The sequence below is a fragment of the Mesorhizobium sp. M8A.F.Ca.ET.207.01.1.1 genome (assembly GCF_004794715.1).
GTDB lineage: Bacteria > Pseudomonadota > Alphaproteobacteria > Rhizobiales > Rhizobiaceae > Mesorhizobium.
In genome coordinates, this window is sequence record NZ_SRUS01000002.1 from 65708 (window position 1) to 83317 (window position 17610).

Below are 17610 nucleotides of genomic sequence, written 5' to 3' on the forward strand. Positions count from 1 at the left end.
GGGTGCTATTGCACCGGCTTGATCTTGCCCAGCGGGATAAAGCCGAGCGAGGCCTTGCCCTTGACCACCTTCAGCGGCATCGACGGCTCGCTGCCGAGCAGGGCCAGGGCGCCAAAACCTTGCTCGATCGCATTCTTCTGCTCGGGCACGGCGCCGGCAAGGATGGATGCCACGGCCTTCGGATCCTTGATCTTGATCATCAGATCGGCATCGACCAGGCCTTCTGCATCGACCGACAGCGGTCCGGAAACGGTGACACGCCCCGTCCCCGACGACAGATCGAGATTACGGATTTCGATCCTCTGGCCGCGCAGGCTTTTCACCTGCGTGCCGACCAGCGCCACGCCGTTCTTCAGTGTCACGTCGCCGCTGGCATCGAGCGCCGGCAGCACGCGCCCGCCGATCGCGTCGGGATCGATTTCAAGATCGCCAAAGCTGCCGACATAGTCGAGATCCGCGCCATTCGGCTGCAACTGGCCTGATGCCTTGCCGGCACTGAACAACTCGACCGGATCGGTGTCGTCGGCCGGGTCGGTCTGGCCCGACAGGCCCTCGGCCTGCAGCGCTATACGCCGCGGCAGCGGATACCACAGTTTGACGTTGGCCTGCAGATTGTCCCAGTCGATCCAGAGCGGCATCATGCCCGGGACGGAGGTTCGGAGCGGACCGCGCAGATTGGCAACCGGCGACAAGGGCTGGACGATCTGGGCGGTGGCATTGAAGGAGCCGGCCGAGGCGGCAATGTTCTTGGCATCGTCCTCGTAGGCGAGATTGTCGCAAGAGACGGCAAAGCTCAGCGGATAGCCACTGACCTCGAGGTTGGCGCAGCCAGCCTGGATGCCGCTCTTGTTGAGCGTGGCAACCGCCTTGTCAGCCTCCGACCTGACCCTGTTGGCCAGATAGAACCAGCCGGCGCTGTATATGGCGAACAGCACCAGGATGAACGCGGCAAGCCACCATAGGCGGCGACGGTTACCCGGTCGGCGTTCGTCACTTGACGTCATGCTTTGGCTCTCATTAACGCATGGATGGTGTGAACGGATTCTCGATTCCGGGAACACCAGTGGACAGAGACGATAGGTAGACGGACACGGGCGGAAAAAACACCGGTTTCCGGTGCGGTGTTGCCATTCTTTTGCAATCAGGCGCGGTGATATGGGCGATTTTTGGGTGTTCGGCTACGGTTCGCTGATCTGGCGGCCCGGTTTCGCGCATGTCGAGACACGGCGTGCCCGCCTGCATGGCTACCGCCGCTCGCTTTGCGTCTATTCCTTCGTGCACCGCGGCACGCGTCAGCGGCCGGGACTGGTGCTTGGCCTCGACCATGGCGGGTCCTGCGTCGGCCTCGCCTTCCGCGTGCCCGGCGAACTGCGCGACGAGGTCATTGCCTATCTGCGTGAGCGCGAGCTTGTCACCAGCGTCTATCTCGAGCGGACGCTCAAGGTTCGTCTCGACGGCGGCGGCGCGGTCGAGGCCGTGGCCTACATCGTCGATCGCAAGCATGAGCAATATGCCGGGGCGATGGACGCGGCGGATGCAGCGGCCGTGGTGCGTGGCGCGGTCGGCCGATCGGGCAACAACGAGGACTATGTGCTGAGTACGCTGAAGCATCTGGAAGCACTGGGCATCCGCGACCACTGGCTGGAGGAGGTGAAACGGGGGATAGCGTCTTTGTGAAGCGCTGGCTCTGCGGAAAACGGTGGCCAGGGCCTTTGACCTCGATGCGGCAAGACCTAGGTTAGGCTCCGAACCCAGCCAGCGGGCGGCATCGCCCGGCCCCAATCATCACGGAGATCCGTCTTGCAGAAACGCCGTCTCGGTCGCACCGACCTTTCCATCGCGCCGCTGGTTCTGGGCGGCAATGTCTTCGGCTGGACCGCTGACGAGAAGACCTCCTTCGATCTGCTCGACCGCTTCGTCGGCGCGGGCCTCAATGCCATCGATACGGCCGACGCCTATTCGCGTTGGGTTCCCGGCAACAAGGGCGGTGAATCGGAAACCATCATCGGCAAATGGATGAAGGACCGCGGCAATCGCGACAAGGTCGTGGTGGTCACCAAGGTCGGCTCGGATATGGGGCAGGGCCACAAGGATCTGTCCGCCGCCTATATTGAAAAGGCCGTCGATGCATCGCTGAAGCGGCTGCAGACCGAATTCATCGATCTTTATCTGTCGCACTGGCCGGATCCGACGACGCCCTATGAGGAAACGCTCGGCGCCTATGAGAAACTGCTCGCCAAGGGCAAGATCCGCTATGCCGGCTGTTCCAACCTCGATGCCGGCCAGTTGCGTGCGGCACTTGACGTGGCAAGCCTGCGCGGCCTGCCGCGCTACGAGGTGCTGCAGCCGGAATACAATCTCTACGACCGCTCCTCCTTCGATGGCCCGCTGCGCGACCTCTGCGTGGCCGAGGATGTCGGCGTCATCACCTATTTCAGCCTGGCCAAAGGTTTCTTGAGCGGCAAGTACCGCACGGAAGCCGATCTTGGCCAGAGCGAGCGCGGGGAGGATGTCGGCAGCTATCTCAATCCACGCGGCACGCGCATTCTGGCGGCGCTCGACGCCGTATCCGCCAGGCATTCGGCCAAGCAGGCGGAAGTGGCGCTTGCCTGGGCCATGGCGCGGCCGGGCGTCACCGCGCCGATCGCCAGTGCCACCAAGCCAAGCCAGATGGACAGCCTGATCAGGGCGGTGTCGTTGAAGTTGAGCGCCGACGATATGGCCGAGCTCGACAAAGCCAGCGCCTGAGGGCTGCCGGCAAGACGGGACGCACGAACGTCCAAGACGATCCTCATGCCTTGCCATACCGTCCTTCGCACGGGCTCAGGGCGGAGGACCAGATGGACGCATCACTTCTTTCGCAGCCGGAGCCTTGGCGCCAATTGCTTGCGCTGTTGCTGGCCGCCACCGTCGTCATGGGCAGTCCTGGGCCGGCGACGATAAGCGTCACCGCCATCGGCGCCGCCTTCGGCCTGCGCGATTCGCTGCGCTACACCGGCGGCATCGTCTCGGGCACGATCGCCGTGCTGCTGGCCGTGGCGACCGGGGTTATGGCGGTGCTTGGGTCGATGCCGAAGCTGGCGCCGTTGCTGGTTGTCGCATCGGCGGCCTACATCCTCTATCTCGCTTTCAAGATCGCCACCGCGCCGCCGCTGGCCGCACGTGTCGCCGAGGCTTCGCGCCCAACCTGGCTGGCTGGATTTCTCCTGGCGGTCGCCAACCCCAAGGCCTATGTGGCGATCGCCGCCGTGTTCGCCGGCGCCTCGTCGAGAAAGGGCGATGTCGAGCTCGGCCTGTGGACGAAAACTGTTCTGGCGGTGATGATCGTCGTCATCCACGCCGTGTGGCTTGTTGCCGGCGCGGCGTTCGCACGCTTCCTGCGCAGGCCTGTCGCCTCGCGGATCATCAATCTGGTCTTTGCCGCGACGCTGCTGTTGACCACGGTGCTGGCTGTGTACGGTTGACGATCAGGCCGCGGAGCCGTCAAGCTTCGCGCCGAGTTCCCGCAACCGCTTTGCCGCCGTTGTCGGCAGGGCCGGCGGGTTGGGCGCGCGTGATGCCTCGACAAGAAGCTGGTCACAGGCGGCTTCCGTCTCGCCGATCAGCCGCGCCATGAACTCTTCCTTGCCCAGACCCGGCGGTATGGGCGGCAGGAAGCGTGCCTTGATGGTTCCGGGATAGCGGAGGAACTTGCGGCGCGGCCAGTAGAGGCCGGCGACATGGGCGACCGGCACCACCGGAACGCCAAGCTGCGAATAGATTTCAACGATGCCGTATTTGTAGGCCGGCTCGTCGCCCGGCGCCCGGCGCGTGCCCTCGGGATAGATGATCAACTGGCGCGGGTTGCGCGCCATTTCTTCCTTGGTCGCGGCGACCACCGCCTTCAAGGCCTTGGAGCGGCTGCCGCGATGCACCGGGATCATGCGCATCTTCAAGATGTACCAGCCGAAGAACGGGATCCAGGTCAGCTCGCGTTTCAGGATGTAGAGCGGGTCCTGGAGGTAAGGGAAGAAGGCAATCGCGTCCCAGAACGACTGGTGCTTGGGCGCCAGGATGAAGGAGCCATCGGGCAGGTTTTCCTGGCCGGTGATGTCATTCTTCGTTCCGGCGATCTTGTCATAGAGCCACATCGAGGTGCGCGACCAGAATTTCGGCACAAACCAGGCACGGTGGCGCGGTGACAAGAAATAGTAGGGGGTCCAGAGGATCATCTGGACGATCAGATTGACGTAGAAGACGAAATTGAACGCCAGCGATCTGACATAGAGCATGGAGGGAGGTCCGGTGAGGAAGTGTGCGTTGGTTACACCAAGCGCGGGGAAAAAGGAAACGGTGCGATGCTGCCCGTCCTACCAGGTTGCCTGCGCCAGGCGTTCCCTCAGGCGTGGGGCGGCAAAGTCGAGGAAGGCGCGCAGTTTCACCGGCAGCCGGCCCTGGCCCGCATGCACCAGGTTTACCGGCCAAGGCTCGGGTTCGAAATCCCCGAGCACGGGGCGCAGTGTTCCTGATCGTGCGGCGGCAACGATCTGGTAGGAAAGCACCCGCGTCAATCCGACACCGGCGATCGCCGCATCGATCGCCGCCTCGGCGGTGTTGACCCGGAGCCTCGAGCGGACCGGTACGATAAAATCAGCCTTGTCCACGCTGAAGGTCCAGGTGGCAAGCGAGCCAAGGCCCTCGAAGGTGATGCAGCTGTGCGTCTCGAGCTCTCCCGGGGTCCGTGGAATGCCGTGCGCGGCCAGATAGGCCGGGCTTGCGCAGACAACATGACCGATCGAGCCGACCCTTATGGCGACCAAGCGCGAATCCGGCAGCCTGCCGATGCGGATGGCGAGGTCGATATGGTCCCCGGCCAACTGGCTTATCCTGTCGCCGAGCGTGAGGCGGATATCCACCAGGGGATAGGCGGCCAGGAAGTCGGTGACGACGGGCAGAACGTGAAGGCGGCCGAAGACAATCGGCGCGGTGATGATCAATTCCCCTGTCGGGGCGCTGTATTCGCCGCCGGCGGTGCGTTCGGCGTCGCCGACCTCGTCCAAAATGCGGCGGCAGGCCGCGAGATAGGCATGGCCCGCATCGGTCAGTGTGAGCCGCCGCGTCGAGCGGTTCAACAGCCGTGTCTTCAGGTGCCGCTCCAGCTCGGAGACCTTGCGGCTGACCGTTGCTAGCGGAACGTCCGAACGGCGCGCGGCGGCGGAAAGGCTGCCGCCTTCCGCCGCCGCGACGAAAAGGGACATGGCTTCAAGACGATCCATCATTTCTTCCAGAAAATGGAAGGGTTGATTGCAAATATGGCATCTACATCCGCAACATGGAAGGCTGCATATAAGCGAGGCATCTCAACAAGGAAATCTTCATGCCCCGCATTGCCACGCCTTCGTCGATCGCAACCGCTCCCGCCGCCGCGCAGCCGATGCTGCAGGCCATGGAAAAACAGCTCGGTGTCGTGCCGAACCTGTTTCGGATGGTCGCCAACAGTCCGGCCGCGCTGGAAGGTTATCTCGGCATGATGGGAGCTTTGGCCAAGGGCCGGCTTGCGGCGCCGACGCGCGAGCGCATCGCGCTGGCGATCGCCGAGATCAATGGCTGCAACTATTGTCTGTCCGCGCACAGCTATCTCGGCAAGACGCTCGCCAGGCTCGACGATGCCGAGATGATCGCCAACCGCCACGGCGGCTCCTCGGACCCCAAGGCAGCTGCGGCGGTGCGTTTTGCCGCCAGCGTTGCGCAAAGCCGAGGACAGGTCGGCCAGGAGGATCTCGCCGCTGTCAGGCTCGCAGGCTATGACGATGGGGAGATCATCGAGATCGTCCAGCATGTCGCCCTGAACGTCTGGACCAACTATATCAATGAGGTTGCCCAGACCGACATTGATTTTCCGGTTGTTTGCGCCCGAGATGCTGCCTGAATCCGGATAGGAGTGGCGGTGCCCGTCGGTCCCAACCCTTCATGCCGCAGAGGAATCCCATGTCTGAGAGCCGCCCGCCGCTTCCACCCTTCACCGCCGAGACGTCAGCCCAGAAGGCGCGCATGGCGGAGGATGCCTGGAACTCGCGCGACCCGGCGCGGGTTGCGCTTGCCTATACGGCGGACAGCCGCTGGCGCAACCGCGCCGAATTCCTGCAAGGACGCGATGCTATCCAGGCCTTCCTGACCCGCAAATGGAGCCGCGAACTCGACTACCGGCTGATCAAGGAGGTGTGGGCCTTCCACGACAACCGCATCGCCGTGCGCTTCGCCTATGAATGGCACGACGACAGCGGCTCATGGTTCCGCAGTTATGGCAACGAGAACTGGGAATTCGATGAGCACGGGCTGATGCGCCTGCGCATCGCCAGCATCAACGACCTGCCGATTGCCGAGGCCGAGCGCAAATATCGCTGGCCGCTCGGCCGGCGGCCGGACGAGCACCCGACGCTGTCGGAGCTCGGGCTCTAGAAACATGTAAGGAGGTCTCGATGAACGCACACGCTTTTACGAGCGATGTCGCCTTCACGCCGACAGTCAAGGCGATCCAGGCGCGCAAGGGTTCGCGCCAGTCCTATGCCCGCGTCGAGGAGCGCGGCGGCTGGCAATCGGCGATCACACCGGACCTTGCCGCTTTCATCAAAATGCAGACCAGCGTCTTCCTGTCGACTGCCAATGGCGATGGCCAGCCCTATATCCAACACCGCGGCGGCCCTGCCGGCTTTCTCAAGGTGCTTGACGAGAAGACGGTCGGCTTCGCGGATTTTCTGGGCAATAAGCAGTTCATCACGCAGGGCAATCTGGCCGACAATCCGAGGGCCTTCCTGTTCCTGATTGATTACATGATGCGCCAGCGCATCAAGATCTGGGGTACGGCACGCATTGTCGAAGACGATGCCGAGTTGACAGCGAGGCTGATGCCGCCGGACTACAAGGCGCGTCCCGAGCAGGTCATCCTGTTCACCGTCTCGGCGTGGGACGCCAATTGCCCGCAACATATACCGCAGCGCTTCGAGGCGGCTGATGTGGCGGCGGCGCTTGCCGAGCGCGACCGGCGCATCCAGAACCTTGAACAGGAGATCGCGCGCCTCAAGGGCGTTTCAGGGGCTGGCGCCAAGGAATGACGCGGGCTCAGCCGCCGGCGGCGGTTTCGGCCAGCGCGATGCCTTCGGGCGTCGGCTTCACCGGGATAATACCACGTGCCAACGCCAGCAGATATTTGGTGTATTCGGTGAACAGCACCCGCAACGCCCGCGGCTTGGTCAGCCAGCCCCCATTGTCGAGATTGGAATTGACCACCGGATAGGGCTCAAGCTTGGCGCCATGCAACAGCCGTCCCATCTCCAGCAGGCTGCGTGGCATGTGATAGTTGTTGGTGACCAGGATCACCGTGCCATAGGCATGGTTTTCCACCCATTTGGCGCTCTCCTCGGCATTGCCGATCGTGTCGAGCGCGGCCCGATCGATGTCGACGCAGCAGGAAAACAGTTTCTTGTCGCCGCCGGTCGCCGCCTGAAGCTGGCGACGGCTGGCCGAGGGATGGACGCCGCTGATCAAGAGCCGCTCGCCCTTACCGGACGCGAGCAGTTCCATCGCGGCGTCGAGCCGCGATTGGCCGCCGGTCAGCACGATGATGGCATCGGCCTTGGCCGGGTTGGCGGGCGTGGTCAGGTGACTGACCTTGCTGGCAAACCAGCCGAAGCCGCCAGCGAACACCATTGCGAGCATAAGCAGGGATAGAGCGAAGAGACGCAGGGCGGTCCTTAAACGGCTAACCTTGCCATGGCCGCGCCAACGGGCAACCACCACTGGCAGCTGTCCAGCCGTCCCGGTCGAATCCCGCACGTCCATAGCCATATGGTTAATCCCGAAATGCGGCGTTTGGTAGGTAAAAGACGCACTTTGCGTTACGCAAATTCTCCATCCGTGATCGCGCTCGTTCCATCCACGCCAAGACGAACTCCTTTCATGCGTCGGGTTGGCGAACGTCGATGTCGCTGAGATAGGCGACGACGGTGGCGTGTGAGGTCGCCGCCGTCAGCGCGCCAATCACCAGCACCATCAGGACGACACCCAGGTAACCCGCCGAGCCGATGGCGAAGTTGCCGAACAAAGCGGTTGCCTGATCGGCCTGTGGTGTTGCCATGTTGCGCGACGACCACCAGGAGAAAACGATGAAGACGAGCACCGCCGCCGCTCCGCCGGCAGCCGCGCCCTTCATGCCTGTGACCAGGAAATGCCGGCGGAATTCGCGCGCGATGAACTGCGCTTCGGCGCCGACGAAATGCAGCACCTCGATGATGTGGCCGTTGCCGGCCATGGCGCCGCGGGTGGCAAAGACCACCGTCAGCACGGTTGCCGACAGCATCAGGGCCAGAACGGCGATGCCGATGGTCACCGTGGTGCGGGCCATGGCTACCAGCCGGTCGACCCAGGTGCGGTGGTCGTCGAGCGATGCGCTCGGCAGTTTCGGCGCGATCGCGGCGCGCATGGCGGCGAAGTCTGGCGGGCTGTTCTCGTCGATGGTGACGATGATCAGGCGCGGCACCGGCAGGTCGTCGATATTGAGGCCCGAACCTAGCCAGGGCTCCAGCAGCCTGGCGGTCGCTTCGCGGTCGATGATCCGGGTCGACTTCACGCCGGGGAATTCGCTGGCGATCTGCGAAGCCTGGGTAAGCGCTGCCTCCATGTCGAGGCCGTCGGTCGGTTTGATCTGGATGGTCGCCTCGCGCGAAATCTGGTTTTCCCATACCGAGGCCGTATCGCGCACCAGCGTCACCGCGCCGAAGGTCAGGCAGGACAGGAAGGTCATGATGGCTATGACCAGCACCAAGGCGCGGCCGGCAATGTTCTGCGCCGGCACGATCGGCGCCATCTTGCGCTGGGCGCGCGGTCTTGCGACGGCTGCCTCGGCGTCCTGCTCTTCGAAATGCTCGGCGGACAGATCAGTCATAGATATCCAGCCTTCCGCCGGCCAGGATCATGCGGCGCGCGTCGACCTGTTCCATCAAGCCGAGATCGTGGGTAGCGATCACCACCGCGGTGCCGAGGCGATTGAGTTCGATGAACAGCCGCAGCAGGCGCCGCGCCAGCGGCGGATCGACATTGCCGGTCGGCTCGTCGGCGAGCAGGATTTCCGGCTGTTCGATCAGGGCGCGCGCGATCGCGGCGCGCTGCTTCTCGCCGCCTGACAGGACCGGCGGCAGCACATGCATGCGCTCGCCGAGCCCCACCCATTTCAAGAGCTCGGTGACGTCGGTGCGGTAGCTCGCCTCCTCGCGCCCGCGCACGCGCAATGGCAAAGCGACGTTTTCGTAAGTGGTCATGTGGTCGAGCAGGCGAAAATCCTGGAACACCACGCCGATGCGCCGGCGCAGGTGCGGCAGCTCGGTGCGTGAGATGCGGGAGCGGTCCTTGCCGAAGATGGTGATCAGCCCACGCGTCGGCTTCAGCGACATGAACAAAAGGCGCAGCAACGTCGTCTTGCCGGCGCCCGAAGGCCCGCTCAGGAATTGGAAGGAGCGCTCCGGTATATGCAGGGAGATGTCGCGGAGGATTTCCGGACCCATGCCATAGCGGAGGCCGACATTTTCGAAGCGAATCAATTTCGACGACCTGAGGTTCCTGGCCGCGGCGAGCCAGCCTGTTCTGTGAAAAGACCATCGGCCGGCATGGTTAACCGGCGGTTAATTCCTGGCTTGTTTCGGCTCTTCAAGAGGGCTCCGGTGGGGAAGCGTTAACCATTTGTGTTTACGCAAAAGAAACGAAAAGCGAACGTGCCGCAATGCTGGGGCCATGATGGCTGAGGAACGAACCGCGCGCCCGGTTTCCGGCGAAATCATGACCGAACCGCCGGCAATTGCCATGGCGGACCGGATCGTGCGCGGTCCGGCGGCAGATATCGTCGATGCGGACTATGTTGTGGTGTCGCGGCCCGTTACACCGGTCGAAAACGTTTCGCCGCTGCCGCGCCTGATTGTCACCCCGCCCATCGAGGGCATGGACATGCTGCGCAAGCCGGAAGCGCCGGCGGAGCAGCGGCCGGCCTCGCGCGGCGGTCCGATTTTCTGGATCGCCGGCATCGGTGCAGCCCTTGCCGCGTTCTGGGTTTCCGGTGGCCACGCGCTGGTGCGCCAGGCGCCGTTCCTGGCCGGCGCGCAAGCGTCGGCGCTGACCATTTCAGGCGTCACCTCACGCGTCGACGTCTCGGGCGCCAATCCGGTGCTGTTCGTCGATGGGGAGGCCGCCAATGACGGAACAAGCCCCGCGACCCTGCCGCCGCTCGAAATCCGGGTGACGGGCAATGACGGGCGCACGACCCGCTATACGTTGGGGACATCCGGCCATTCGCTGGCGTCGGGCGAAAGATTCGGCTTTGCCAGCCGGCTCGACGTGCCTAAGAACGGCGTAAGAACCGTTTTGGTTACTTTCGCCAAGTAGGCGACACCGGGGAAGACCATCAATGCCCATCGTACGCGGCAAGGACATCGAAGTCCTGTTTTCGGCATCGGCGATCGCGCGGCGCAATCTCGAACTCGCCAAGGAGATCGCCGGGCACGACTATCATGATCTCTTGGTGATTTCGGTGCTGAAAGGCTCGTTCATCTTCGCCGCCGACCTGATCCGGGCCATGCACGATGTCGGCCTGTCGCCGGAAGTCGAGTTCATCTTCATCTCCAGCTATGGCGCCGGCACCAGCAGCGGCGAGGTGAGGGTGCTGCGCGACATCGACAACGAGGTTGCCGGCCGCGACGTGCTGTTGATCGACGACATTCTGGAATCGGGCAAGACGCTGAGCTTCACCCGCGACCTGATGCTGTCGCGTGGCGCGAAAAGCTGTTCCATCGCCGTGCTGCTCGACAAGCGCATGCGCCGCCAGACCGCGCTCAATGCCGACTATGTCGGCTTCGACTGCCCCGACTATTTCGTCGTCGGCTATGGCATGGACGTTGCGCACGCCTTTCGTGAATTGCCGTTCGTGGGTGTCGTCAAAGGCGACGTTTGAGCCACTCCCCAAAAAGACTTGCTGACCCGTCCCGCCTTCAGGAAAAGTCAACTTTTCACCGCCAAATATGCCGGCCATGGCAAAGCTTCTGATCGTCGAGGACGATGAGTCCGTCCGCACCCTGGCAGCCCGCGCGCTCGAACGCGCCGGCCACGCAATCGATATCGCCGCCGATGGCGCGCAGGGGCTTTCGCTGATCCGCGCCGCAAACGGCGGCTACGATCTCGTCGTCTCCGACATCCGCATGCCGGAGATGGACGGCATCGAGATGGCGGTTGCGGCCGCGGCACTTTTCCCGGCGATGAAGATCATGCTGATGACCGGCTATGCCGACCAGCGCGAGCGCGCCGAGGAATTGAACGGCATCATCCTCGATGTCGTGCAAAAGCCCTTTACGCTGGCCGAGATCCGTTCGCGCGTCGAACGGGCGCTGATCTGCTTCGCCTGATCAGGCTGGATCCCTGGCGACAAGCGCCGGCGCCGGAGCGGTCCGCCGCTCGGTGTTGAGCGCCAGCAGGCCGGCGCCGATGATGAGCGCCGCGCCGATCACGGTTGTCGAGCGTGGTACCTCGGCGAAGAACAGGAAACCCCACAGCGGCGACCACAGGATGCCGGTGTATTCGAAGGTGGCGACGCGGTTGGCCGGCGCCAGCCGGTAGCCTTGCGAGAGCAGGATCATGCCGGCCGAGGCGACGAACCCGCACGCCGCCATTTTCAGGAAATCCGGCAGTGACGGCCAGATCCACGGCCGCACCAGGAATTCGAGGCTCGGATGGACGGCGTGGGTTATGCCGGCGAGGTGGAACGTGCCGGCGACCACGGCGGCGCCGACGAGATAGGCGCCGTTCTGGTAGAAGGCCATGACGGTGGACGATTCGGTGTCGCCGATCTTGCGGGCCATCAATTGCGAGAAGCCGTAGAGCGCCGCCGAGCCCAGCGACAGCAAGGCCGCCCAATCGAACAGCCCAGCGCCTGGACGCACCATCACGACCACGCCGAGCAATCCGATCAGCACGGTCGCCAGCGTCCGCCAAGAAACGCGTTCGCCAAGATACGGCCCGGCCAGTGCCATGATGAACAGCGGCGCCATGAAATAGAGCGCCACGGCGTCGGCCAGCGGCAGGGCGGCGATGGCCAGGTAATAGACCGTGTAGGAGGTGAACTGGATGAAGGCACGTATCGTCAGCAGGCCGAAGCGCCGCGACAGGATGGCCTGCAAGCCGACATCGGCGTGGACGAGAACGATCAGGATCGGCAAGGCGACGATCGAGCGGATCGCCATCACCTCGGTCACCGGATAGCCGCTCGACACGGCTTTGACGAGCGGGTCCTGCAGCGAGAAGACCAGCACGCCCAGGCACAGGCTCAGGATGCCGCGCACCATCCTATTGTGCATCCGTGTTCAGGCTCCCGCGCATACGATCCGGCACCCCTGTCCAGATCAAAAAGAACCCGCCACCGTTTTCGGGCAGCGGGCACGAGTGAGGACTCTTCGATTGGTCCGCAGCCGATTTCGCGGCTGCATATCCAATGGGTGAGGCGACTATCGGTCGACGTTTGACATGTTGCAAACGAATTGGAATGATGCCAGCAATCAAATTTACTTATGATGGATGCCATGCGGCCAACCCTCGACAGCGATCTCCTGCGTACCTTCGTGGCCATCGCCGAGGCCGGCAATTTCACGAGGGCCGCCGAACAGGCCGGCCGCACCCAGTCGGCCGTGTCGATGCAGATGAAGAAGCTCGAGGAGTTGGTCGGCGACACCTTGTTCGAGCGCGGTTCACGTGGCGTCGCACTGACGCGGCGTGGCGGCGAACTCATCGTCAATGCCCGCCGCATCGTCTCGCTGCTCGACGAGACGGCTGCGTCGATGGCGGCGGCGCCGCTGGGCGGGCCGGTGCGCATCGGCATTCCGGAGGAATATGGCCACGCCATCCTGTCGCGCGCGCTCGGCGCATTCTCGAAGCGCCATCCCAAGGTCGAAGTCACGGTGCGCTACGCCCATTCGTGGGCGCAGGTCGCGGCGCTCGCCGCGGGCGAGCTCGATCTCGCCGTGGTCTTCGAGTGGCAGGACCTTTCCGGCGGCGAGGTGCTGATGCACGACCCGACCGTGTGGGTGACGTCGAACCTGCATCACATGCATGAGGAACAGCCGCTGCCGATCGCGCTCTACAACCGCGCCGGCTGGTGCAAGGACTTCGCCATCAAATCGCTGGAGCAGCGCGGCCTTGCCTATCGCGTCGCCTATACCAGTGACACCAATGGCGGCCTGAAGCTTGCCGTCACCTCAGGGTTGGCGATCGCGCCGATTTCGCGCAGCAACATTCCGGCGGACTGCCGCGAACTGACGTCCGCGGATGGGTTCGGCGACATCGATTCCTCCAATGTGGTGATGCACCGCAACCCGAACGCTTCCGGTGAAGCGATCGACGGCATGCAGGAGGCGATCCGCGAGGCGTTCGTCAACAGGCAGGTCCAACCGGCGTCATAGACGTCTTCGGTTGCTCCGCCGTTTACTATTTCAGTTCCAGCAACCGTTCCAGATAGCTGCGCTCGATATCGGGGCTGAGCGCGTTTCCGAGCCGCTTGCGGATCGCTTCCAGGATCTGGCGCGCGCGCTGCACGTCGATCTCATCGGGCACTTTCACCGAATCGCCGAAATCGGGACCCTGGCTGGCGCGCGGCCGGCCGAGCGGGTCACGGTCGGCGTCCTGCTGACGGCCACCTTCCTGGCTGCCGCCCTGGTCGCCCTGCATGGCCTGCATCTGCTTCATCATGTCCTTGGCGCCCTTGCGCAGCGCCTCGAGCGCCCGGCCCTGGTGGCCGACGGCCTCGTCGCCCTGACCCTCGCCAAGCGCCTGCTCGGCGCTGCCCATGGACTTGCCGGCTTCGCCAAATCCTTCATTGGGCTCCATGCCCATGCCTTCGAGGCCCTTCTTCAGCTGTTCGAGATCGCTTTTCAGCTGCCCCTGGCCTTCTTGCAACTGCTTCAGCGCATCGGCGAATTCCTGCGGCGTCATCGGCTTTTGCCTGGCGAGCGGATCGCGGTCCTCGCCAACCCCTGGCTTGTCCTGGTTCTCGCCGCTGCCTTCGCCGAGCTGCTCGTCGCGATTCTTGCCACGCTGTCGCTCGCCGCGCTGCATCTGGTCCATGCGGAACGTGTCGTTCATCATCTCCTGCTGGCGCCGCAAAATCTCGCCGAGCTTGTCCATCTGCTGGCGCATCTGGCTGTCCTGCTCACCGCCCTGCTGCTGGCGGCCGGCCTGGAGGTTGTTCATCATGTCCTGCAGTTGCGACAGCAATTGCTGCGCCTTGTCGCGGTCGCCCGACTTCGCCAGGTTCTCGATCTGGTCCATCATGCGGTCGATGTCGCTCTGGCGCAGTTCCTGGCCGTTCTGCTGCATCTGCGGCGCATTCGGGTTCTGCTTGGCGCGTTCGGCGAATTCCTGCAGGAACTGGTTCATCGCCTCGCGCAGTTCCTTCATCGCCTTCTCGATCTCGGCGTCGCTGGCGCCGTTCTTGATGGCGTCCTGCAGCGCCTGCTGCGCCTGGCGCAGCCGCTTTTCGGCGGCCGATAGATTGCCCTCCTCGATGCCGAGCGCGATTTCCCAGAGATAGGCGACCTCGCCGCGCAGCTGATCATCGTTCCCGGCCAGTTTCAGCCGGCTCATCGCGCTCATGATGGCGAGGTAGTGGGACATGTTGTCGAACGTGTCTTCAGGCCGCAGCGTGATGGCGTCCATCAGGTCGAGCACGCGCGGCTTGGCATTGGTGTCGAGCGCGAGCAGGCGGCGCTGTTCGATCACGGCGCGCGCCAGCGGGTTGGCGAATGGCCGCTCGGGCATCAAGAGCGTCTTGGTTTCGCTGGACGCGGTGTGTCCGGCGTCGTCGGTGGCGACCAGCGTCAGCTTGATGCTGCCGCCGGCCCAGACATGCTCGGTCAGATCCTTCGTGGTCCGGGCGGCATTCGACTTGCCGCCGCGGCGCGGCAGCGTCAGCGGCATGTCGGGCGGACCATAGAGCGGATGCGCACCTGGCGCCTGCGGATCGGCCAGCGCGAAGACCGCCTTGGCGGTGGCGGCGCCATAGTCATCGTCGATCTGGTAGTTGAGCTCGAAGGCGCCGTTGGCGGCGCGCTTGGGCTCGCCGACGAAGCGGATCTGCGGCGGCTTGTCAGGGATCACGGCGAAGGCCCAGCGGCCAAGCTGGTCGTCGCCCGATTTCAGCGTCAGCATGCCATCGCCAGTCAGCTTGCCGGTGAATTGGCGCACCTTGGACGGTGCCGGGCTTGCGGCCGGTTTGGCCGTGGCGGCGGCTTGCGGGCTGGCCGGGTCGATGGCGCGGGCGTTGCCGTCCTGGTCAGCATAGGCAAGCGTTTCCTCGCCCGAGCCTCCGGTGACGCGCAAGGAGACGTCGCTACCCTCGGGGACGTGGAAAGTTGGCGTCGCCTGGTTGGCGTCGGCGGTCAGGAAGATCGGCGGCTTGCCGGTATAGGCCGGCGGCGTCACCCAGGCGTCGATGCGCGGCGGCACGGCGTCGAGCGTGCCATGTGCGCTGAAACCGTCTGCTATCCTGCCGCCGGTCGGCCCGAAGGAGAAGGCAAAGGCGGTGACGAGCAGCAGCGCCGCCACGGCGCGAAGTCCCCAGGGGTCGCGCTCCGGCACGCGCGTGCGCGGCAGGTCGGCGCCGAGACTGTCGAGCTTTCCAGCCATGCGCTTCTGGTGCTCGCGCCAGAGCGCCTGCGAAAAACTGCTTTCCTGGCCGCTGGGCCGGTCGCTCTGCACCTGTACGGGGCTGTGCAGCAGTTTGTTGGCGGCCTCGATGCGGCGATCGACCTCGGCGGCGCCAGGCATGCGGAAAAAGCGCAGCGGATAGAGCGCGGCCAGCCCTGCCAGGCCGAACAGGGCGACAAGGCCGACGCGCACCACATCCGGCAGCCGGGGGAAAATGCCGAACCAGGAGGCGCTGAGGAAGAGAGCGACGACAATGATGAGCGGGAGCAGCAGCGGCCAGCCACGCTCGACCATTATCGCGATCCGCGTCGCCAGCCGGCTCAAGGCAAGGCGTCCGGCCAGGCCGCGGTCGTTGCTGAAGATGGGTCGTTGCGTCATCGGCCCTTCCTAGAGCTCTGTTCCGTCCTGAAAGGACCGGTATGGGCTCTATCTCCTTGAGCATGATCTGTTCCGAAAACCGGATTCGAGTTTTCGGGACCATGCCGTGGGGCGGGCAGGATGGCCCAAGCCTCACGACTCGAAGAATACCAGCAAACACGGCAAAGGCGAGGCGGTTTGAGAAAACGTGAAGCCGGCCGAAATGGTTGCGATCAGAAATTGGCGGGGTTTGCGTTGGCGCCACAGACCAGCACGGCCACCCGTTCGCCCGGCGTCAGCGTGTAGCGGCCGGACAGGATCGCGGCGAAGGCGGCGGCCCCACCTGGTTCCGAGATGATGCGCACGCGGTTCCAGAGCGCTTTCTGGGCGGCGATGATGTCGTCATCGCTGACCAGGATGGAGCGTTCCACGAAGGCTTCGGCGATCGGGAACATCATTTCGCCGACGCGCTTTGGCGCCAGCGAATCGGCGGCGATGCCTTCGGCCGGCGCGTCGACCGGACGGCCGGCCTCGAAGGCGCGATGAAGCGTCGGCGCGCCCTCGGGCTCGACGGCGACGATGCGGATGCGGCCGGCATACCAGGCGGCGATACCGCCGATCAGGCCGCCGCCGCCGACGGCGACCAGCAGCGTGTCGATCTCAGGCAGATCGCTTTCGATCTCGAGCCCGAGCGTGCCCTGGCCGATCAACGTTTCCTCCTGGTTGAAGGCGTGGATCTGCAGGGCGCCGGTTTCCTCGGCGAAACGTTCGCTGGCGGCCAGCGCTTCGGCATAGCGGGCACCGCCGACGACGAGGTCGGCGCCATAGCCGCGAATGCGGTCCAGCTTGGCCTGCGGGCTCACTTCGGGAACGAAGATGGTCGCCTTGTGCCCAAGCCGCATGGCGGCGTAGGCGACAGCGGCGCCGTGGTTGCCGCCCGACGCGGCAACGACGCCGGCGTCGGGAACCGGCCGCTCCAGAAGGTTGGTGAAGGCGCCGCGCGCCTTGAACGAGCCGGAATGCTGCAGGCATTCGAGCTTGAGGTCGACCGCCAGTGGCGGCCGGTCGAAGTCGGCCATGTCGATGCGCAGCACCGGCGTGTGCCTGACATAAGGGCGGATACGCGGTTCCATCGCGGCAATGCGTTCGCGTGTGACGGTGTTGCCCTGCGACATCAAAATCTCCTCGGGATTGACAGCAATTAGTAACTTGGCAAAATGGCTAAATGCAAGAGGTTGATGTCTTCAAGGCGATCGCCAACCAACGCAGGCTACAGATTCTTGATTGGCTCAAGGATCCGCGTGCGCATTTCCGGGCACAGGCGGATGGCGATCTGGTCGAGGACGGCGTCTGCGCGCTGCTGATCGCCGAGAAGCTCGGCATCACGCAGGCGACGCTTTCCGAGCATATGCGTGTGCTTACCCAGGCCGGCTTGCTCAGAACCAAGCGCATCAAGCAATGGACCTTCTACCGCCGTGACGAGGACAGGATCGCCGACACAAGGGCGCTCATCCAGAACCGGCTATAGCATCGCGGCCAGGGCGG

Annotated in this window: 20 protein-coding genes; 11 read left to right on the forward strand and 9 right to left on the reverse strand. The window is 64.3% G+C overall.

Annotation, left to right across the window (positions count from 1 at the left end; genetic code table 11):
* Window positions 1–5 precede the first annotated feature (5 nt).
* Window positions 6–1004: a DUF2125 domain-containing protein gene (locus tag EN850_RS05175; protein ID WP_136090767.1), complete on the reverse strand. Its 999-nt coding sequence runs from the start codon at window positions 1002–1004 to the stop codon at window positions 6–8.
* Window positions 1005–1155: 151 nt separating this feature from the next.
* On the opposite strand from EN850_RS05175, the gene EN850_RS05180 reads away from it, so the two are divergent.
* The 3 genes from EN850_RS05180 to EN850_RS05190 all read left to right on the forward strand — a co-directional run bounded on the left by EN850_RS05180 (window position 1156) and on the right by EN850_RS05190 (window position 3464).
* Window positions 1156–1677 (forward strand): gamma-glutamylcyclotransferase, encoded by a 522-nt coding sequence (locus tag EN850_RS05180; protein WP_127278636.1) that lies wholly within the window; start codon window positions 1156–1158, stop codon window positions 1675–1677.
* Window positions 1678–1800: 123 nt separating this feature from the next.
* Complete coding sequence (locus EN850_RS05185) at window positions 1801–2748, forward strand: aldo/keto reductase (RefSeq protein WP_135914890.1); 948 nt, start codon at window positions 1801–1803, stop codon at window positions 2746–2748.
* A 92-nt stretch (window positions 2749–2840) separates the two neighbouring features.
* A complete protein-coding gene (locus EN850_RS05190) occupies window positions 2841–3464 on the forward strand; it encodes a LysE family translocator (protein ID WP_136090768.1) in 624 nt (207 codons plus the stop codon).
* Window positions 3465–3467: 3 nt separating this feature from the next.
* Here EN850_RS05190 and EN850_RS05195 read toward each other — a convergent pair whose 3' ends face one another.
* Both EN850_RS05195 and EN850_RS05200 read right to left on the reverse strand, forming a co-directional pair.
* Window positions 3468–4271 carry a 1-acyl-sn-glycerol-3-phosphate acyltransferase gene (locus EN850_RS05195; protein WP_135883485.1) on the reverse strand — a complete coding sequence of 268 codons (804 nt, stop codon included), beginning with the start codon at window positions 4269–4271 and terminating at the stop codon, window positions 3468–3470.
* A gap of 78 nt (window positions 4272–4349) precedes the next feature.
* Window positions 4350–5255: a LysR family transcriptional regulator gene (locus EN850_RS05200; protein ID WP_136090769.1), complete on the reverse strand. Its 906-nt coding sequence runs from the start codon at window positions 5253–5255 to the stop codon at window positions 4350–4352.
* Window positions 5256–5356: 101 nt separating this feature from the next.
* Here EN850_RS05200 and EN850_RS05205 point away from each other — a divergent pair, with 101 nt between their 5' ends.
* Genes EN850_RS05205 through EN850_RS05215 form a run of 3 tightly spaced genes read left to right on the forward strand, consistent with a single transcriptional unit; the run spans window position 5357 to window position 7091 of the window.
* Window positions 5357–5908 (forward strand): peroxidase-related enzyme, encoded by a 552-nt coding sequence (locus EN850_RS05205; protein ID WP_135920181.1) that lies wholly within the window; start codon window positions 5357–5359, stop codon window positions 5906–5908.
* Between the two features lie 59 nt (window positions 5909–5967).
* The gene (locus EN850_RS05210; protein WP_136090770.1) at window positions 5968–6438 is read left to right on the forward strand and encodes a DUF1348 family protein; all 471 of its coding nucleotides are present in this window, start codon (window positions 5968–5970) and stop codon (window positions 6436–6438) included.
* Between the two features lie 20 nt (window positions 6439–6458).
* The gene (locus EN850_RS05215) at window positions 6459–7091 is read left to right on the forward strand and encodes a pyridoxamine 5'-phosphate oxidase family protein (protein ID WP_135920186.1); all 633 of its coding nucleotides are present in this window, start codon (window positions 6459–6461) and stop codon (window positions 7089–7091) included.
* Between the two features lie 7 nt (window positions 7092–7098).
* Here EN850_RS05215 and EN850_RS05220 read toward each other — a convergent pair whose 3' ends face one another.
* The 3 genes from EN850_RS05220 to ftsE form a co-directional block, all read right to left on the reverse strand.
* Window positions 7099–7824, reverse strand: a complete 726-nt coding sequence (locus EN850_RS05220) for a YdcF family protein (RefSeq protein ID WP_135914894.1) — start codon at window positions 7822–7824, stop codon at window positions 7099–7101.
* Window positions 7825–7933: 109 nt separating this feature from the next.
* Complete coding sequence (locus EN850_RS05225; protein ID WP_135883481.1) at window positions 7934–8920, reverse strand: ABC transporter permease; 987 nt, start codon at window positions 8918–8920, stop codon at window positions 7934–7936.
* Complete coding sequence (ftsE, locus tag EN850_RS05230) at window positions 8913–9572, reverse strand: cell division ATP-binding protein FtsE (protein WP_010911739.1); 660 nt, start codon at window positions 9570–9572, stop codon at window positions 8913–8915. Before ftsE ends, EN850_RS05225 begins: the two co-directional genes overlap by 8 nt.
* Before the next feature lie 190 nt (window positions 9573–9762).
* Between ftsE and EN850_RS05235 the strand changes: the two genes are divergently transcribed.
* From EN850_RS05235 to EN850_RS05245, 3 genes are all read left to right on the forward strand, one after another.
* Window positions 9763–10407, forward strand: a complete 645-nt coding sequence (locus tag EN850_RS05235) for a hypothetical protein (RefSeq protein WP_136090771.1) — start codon at window positions 9763–9765, stop codon at window positions 10405–10407.
* 22 nt (window positions 10408–10429) lie between these two features.
* Window positions 10430–10972, forward strand: coding sequence for a hypoxanthine phosphoribosyltransferase (gene hpt, locus EN850_RS05240; RefSeq protein ID WP_127279434.1), 543 nt, complete (start codon window positions 10430–10432; stop codon window positions 10970–10972).
* 76 nt (window positions 10973–11048) lie between these two features.
* Window positions 11049–11420: a response regulator gene (locus tag EN850_RS05245; RefSeq protein ID WP_167531492.1), complete on the forward strand. Its 372-nt coding sequence runs from the start codon at window positions 11049–11051 to the stop codon at window positions 11418–11420.
* On the opposite strand, the gene EN850_RS05250 is transcribed toward EN850_RS05245, so the two are convergent.
* Window positions 11421–12368, reverse strand: coding sequence for a DMT family transporter (locus EN850_RS05250; protein ID WP_136090772.1), 948 nt, complete (start codon window positions 12366–12368; stop codon window positions 11421–11423).
* A 222-nt stretch (window positions 12369–12590) separates the two neighbouring features.
* On the opposite strand from EN850_RS05250, the gene EN850_RS05255 reads away from it, so the two are divergent.
* Entirely contained in the window at window positions 12591–13466 is an 876-nt protein-coding gene (locus tag EN850_RS05255) for a LysR substrate-binding domain-containing protein (protein WP_127280878.1), read from the forward strand.
* A gap of 25 nt (window positions 13467–13491) precedes the next feature.
* Here EN850_RS05255 and EN850_RS05260 read toward each other — a convergent pair whose 3' ends face one another.
* Together EN850_RS05260 and EN850_RS05265 are read right to left on the reverse strand one after the other, a co-directional pair.
* A complete protein-coding gene (locus EN850_RS05260) occupies window positions 13492–16086 on the reverse strand; it encodes a TIGR02302 family protein (protein ID WP_136090773.1) in 2595 nt (864 codons plus the stop codon).
* 212 nt (window positions 16087–16298) lie between these two features.
* A complete protein-coding gene (locus tag EN850_RS05265; protein ID WP_136090774.1) occupies window positions 16299–17240 on the reverse strand; it encodes a threonine/serine dehydratase in 942 nt (313 codons plus the stop codon).
* A 50-nt stretch (window positions 17241–17290) separates the two neighbouring features.
* On the opposite strand from EN850_RS05265, the gene EN850_RS05270 reads away from it, so the two are divergent.
* Window positions 17291–17593, forward strand: a complete 303-nt coding sequence (locus EN850_RS05270; protein ID WP_136090775.1) for a metalloregulator ArsR/SmtB family transcription factor — start codon at window positions 17291–17293, stop codon at window positions 17591–17593.
* Window positions 17594–17610: the final 17 nt, after the last annotated feature.

Excerpts from the sequence above, each read along its gene's own strand:
- EN850_RS05175 (WP_136090767.1), bottom strand. The coding sequence starts at position 1,004 with ATGACGTCAAGTGACGAACGCCGACCGGGTAACCGTCGCCGCCTATGG.
- EN850_RS05180 (WP_127278636.1), top strand. The coding sequence starts at position 1,156 with ATGGGCGATTTTTGGGTGTTCGGCTACGGTTCGCTGATCTGGCGGCCC.
- EN850_RS05190 (WP_136090768.1), top strand. The coding sequence starts at position 2,841 with ATGGACGCATCACTTCTTTCGCAGCCGGAGCCTTGGCGCCAATTGCTT.
- EN850_RS05195 (WP_135883485.1), bottom strand. The coding sequence starts at position 4,271 with ATGCTCTATGTCAGATCGCTGGCGTTCAATTTCGTCTTCTACGTCAAT.
- EN850_RS05200 (WP_136090769.1), bottom strand. The coding sequence starts at position 5,255 with ATGGATCGTCTTGAAGCCATGTCCCTTTTCGTCGCGGCGGCGGAAGGC.
- EN850_RS05205 (WP_135920181.1), top strand. The coding sequence starts at position 5,357 with ATGCCCCGCATTGCCACGCCTTCGTCGATCGCAACCGCTCCCGCCGCC.
- EN850_RS05210 (WP_136090770.1), top strand. The coding sequence starts at position 5,968 with ATGTCTGAGAGCCGCCCGCCGCTTCCACCCTTCACCGCCGAGACGTCA.
- EN850_RS05215 (WP_135920186.1), top strand. The coding sequence starts at position 6,459 with ATGAACGCACACGCTTTTACGAGCGATGTCGCCTTCACGCCGACAGTC.
- EN850_RS05220 (WP_135914894.1), bottom strand. The coding sequence starts at position 7,824 with ATGGCTATGGACGTGCGGGATTCGACCGGGACGGCTGGACAGCTGCCA.
- EN850_RS05225 (WP_135883481.1), bottom strand. The coding sequence starts at position 8,920 with ATGACTGATCTGTCCGCCGAGCATTTCGAAGAGCAGGACGCCGAGGCA.
- EN850_RS05235 (WP_136090771.1), top strand. The coding sequence starts at position 9,763 with ATGATGGCTGAGGAACGAACCGCGCGCCCGGTTTCCGGCGAAATCATG.
- hpt (WP_127279434.1), top strand. The coding sequence starts at position 10,430 with ATGCCCATCGTACGCGGCAAGGACATCGAAGTCCTGTTTTCGGCATCG.
- EN850_RS05245 (WP_167531492.1), top strand. The coding sequence starts at position 11,049 with ATGGCAAAGCTTCTGATCGTCGAGGACGATGAGTCCGTCCGCACCCTG.
- EN850_RS05250 (WP_136090772.1), bottom strand. The coding sequence starts at position 12,368 with ATGCACAATAGGATGGTGCGCGGCATCCTGAGCCTGTGCCTGGGCGTG.
- EN850_RS05255 (WP_127280878.1), top strand. The coding sequence starts at position 12,591 with ATGCGGCCAACCCTCGACAGCGATCTCCTGCGTACCTTCGTGGCCATC.
- EN850_RS05260 (WP_136090773.1), bottom strand. The coding sequence starts at position 16,086 with ATGACGCAACGACCCATCTTCAGCAACGACCGCGGCCTGGCCGGACGC.
- EN850_RS05265 (WP_136090774.1), bottom strand. The coding sequence starts at position 17,240 with ATGTCGCAGGGCAACACCGTCACACGCGAACGCATTGCCGCGATGGAA.
- EN850_RS05270 (WP_136090775.1), top strand. The coding sequence starts at position 17,291 with ATGCAAGAGGTTGATGTCTTCAAGGCGATCGCCAACCAACGCAGGCTA.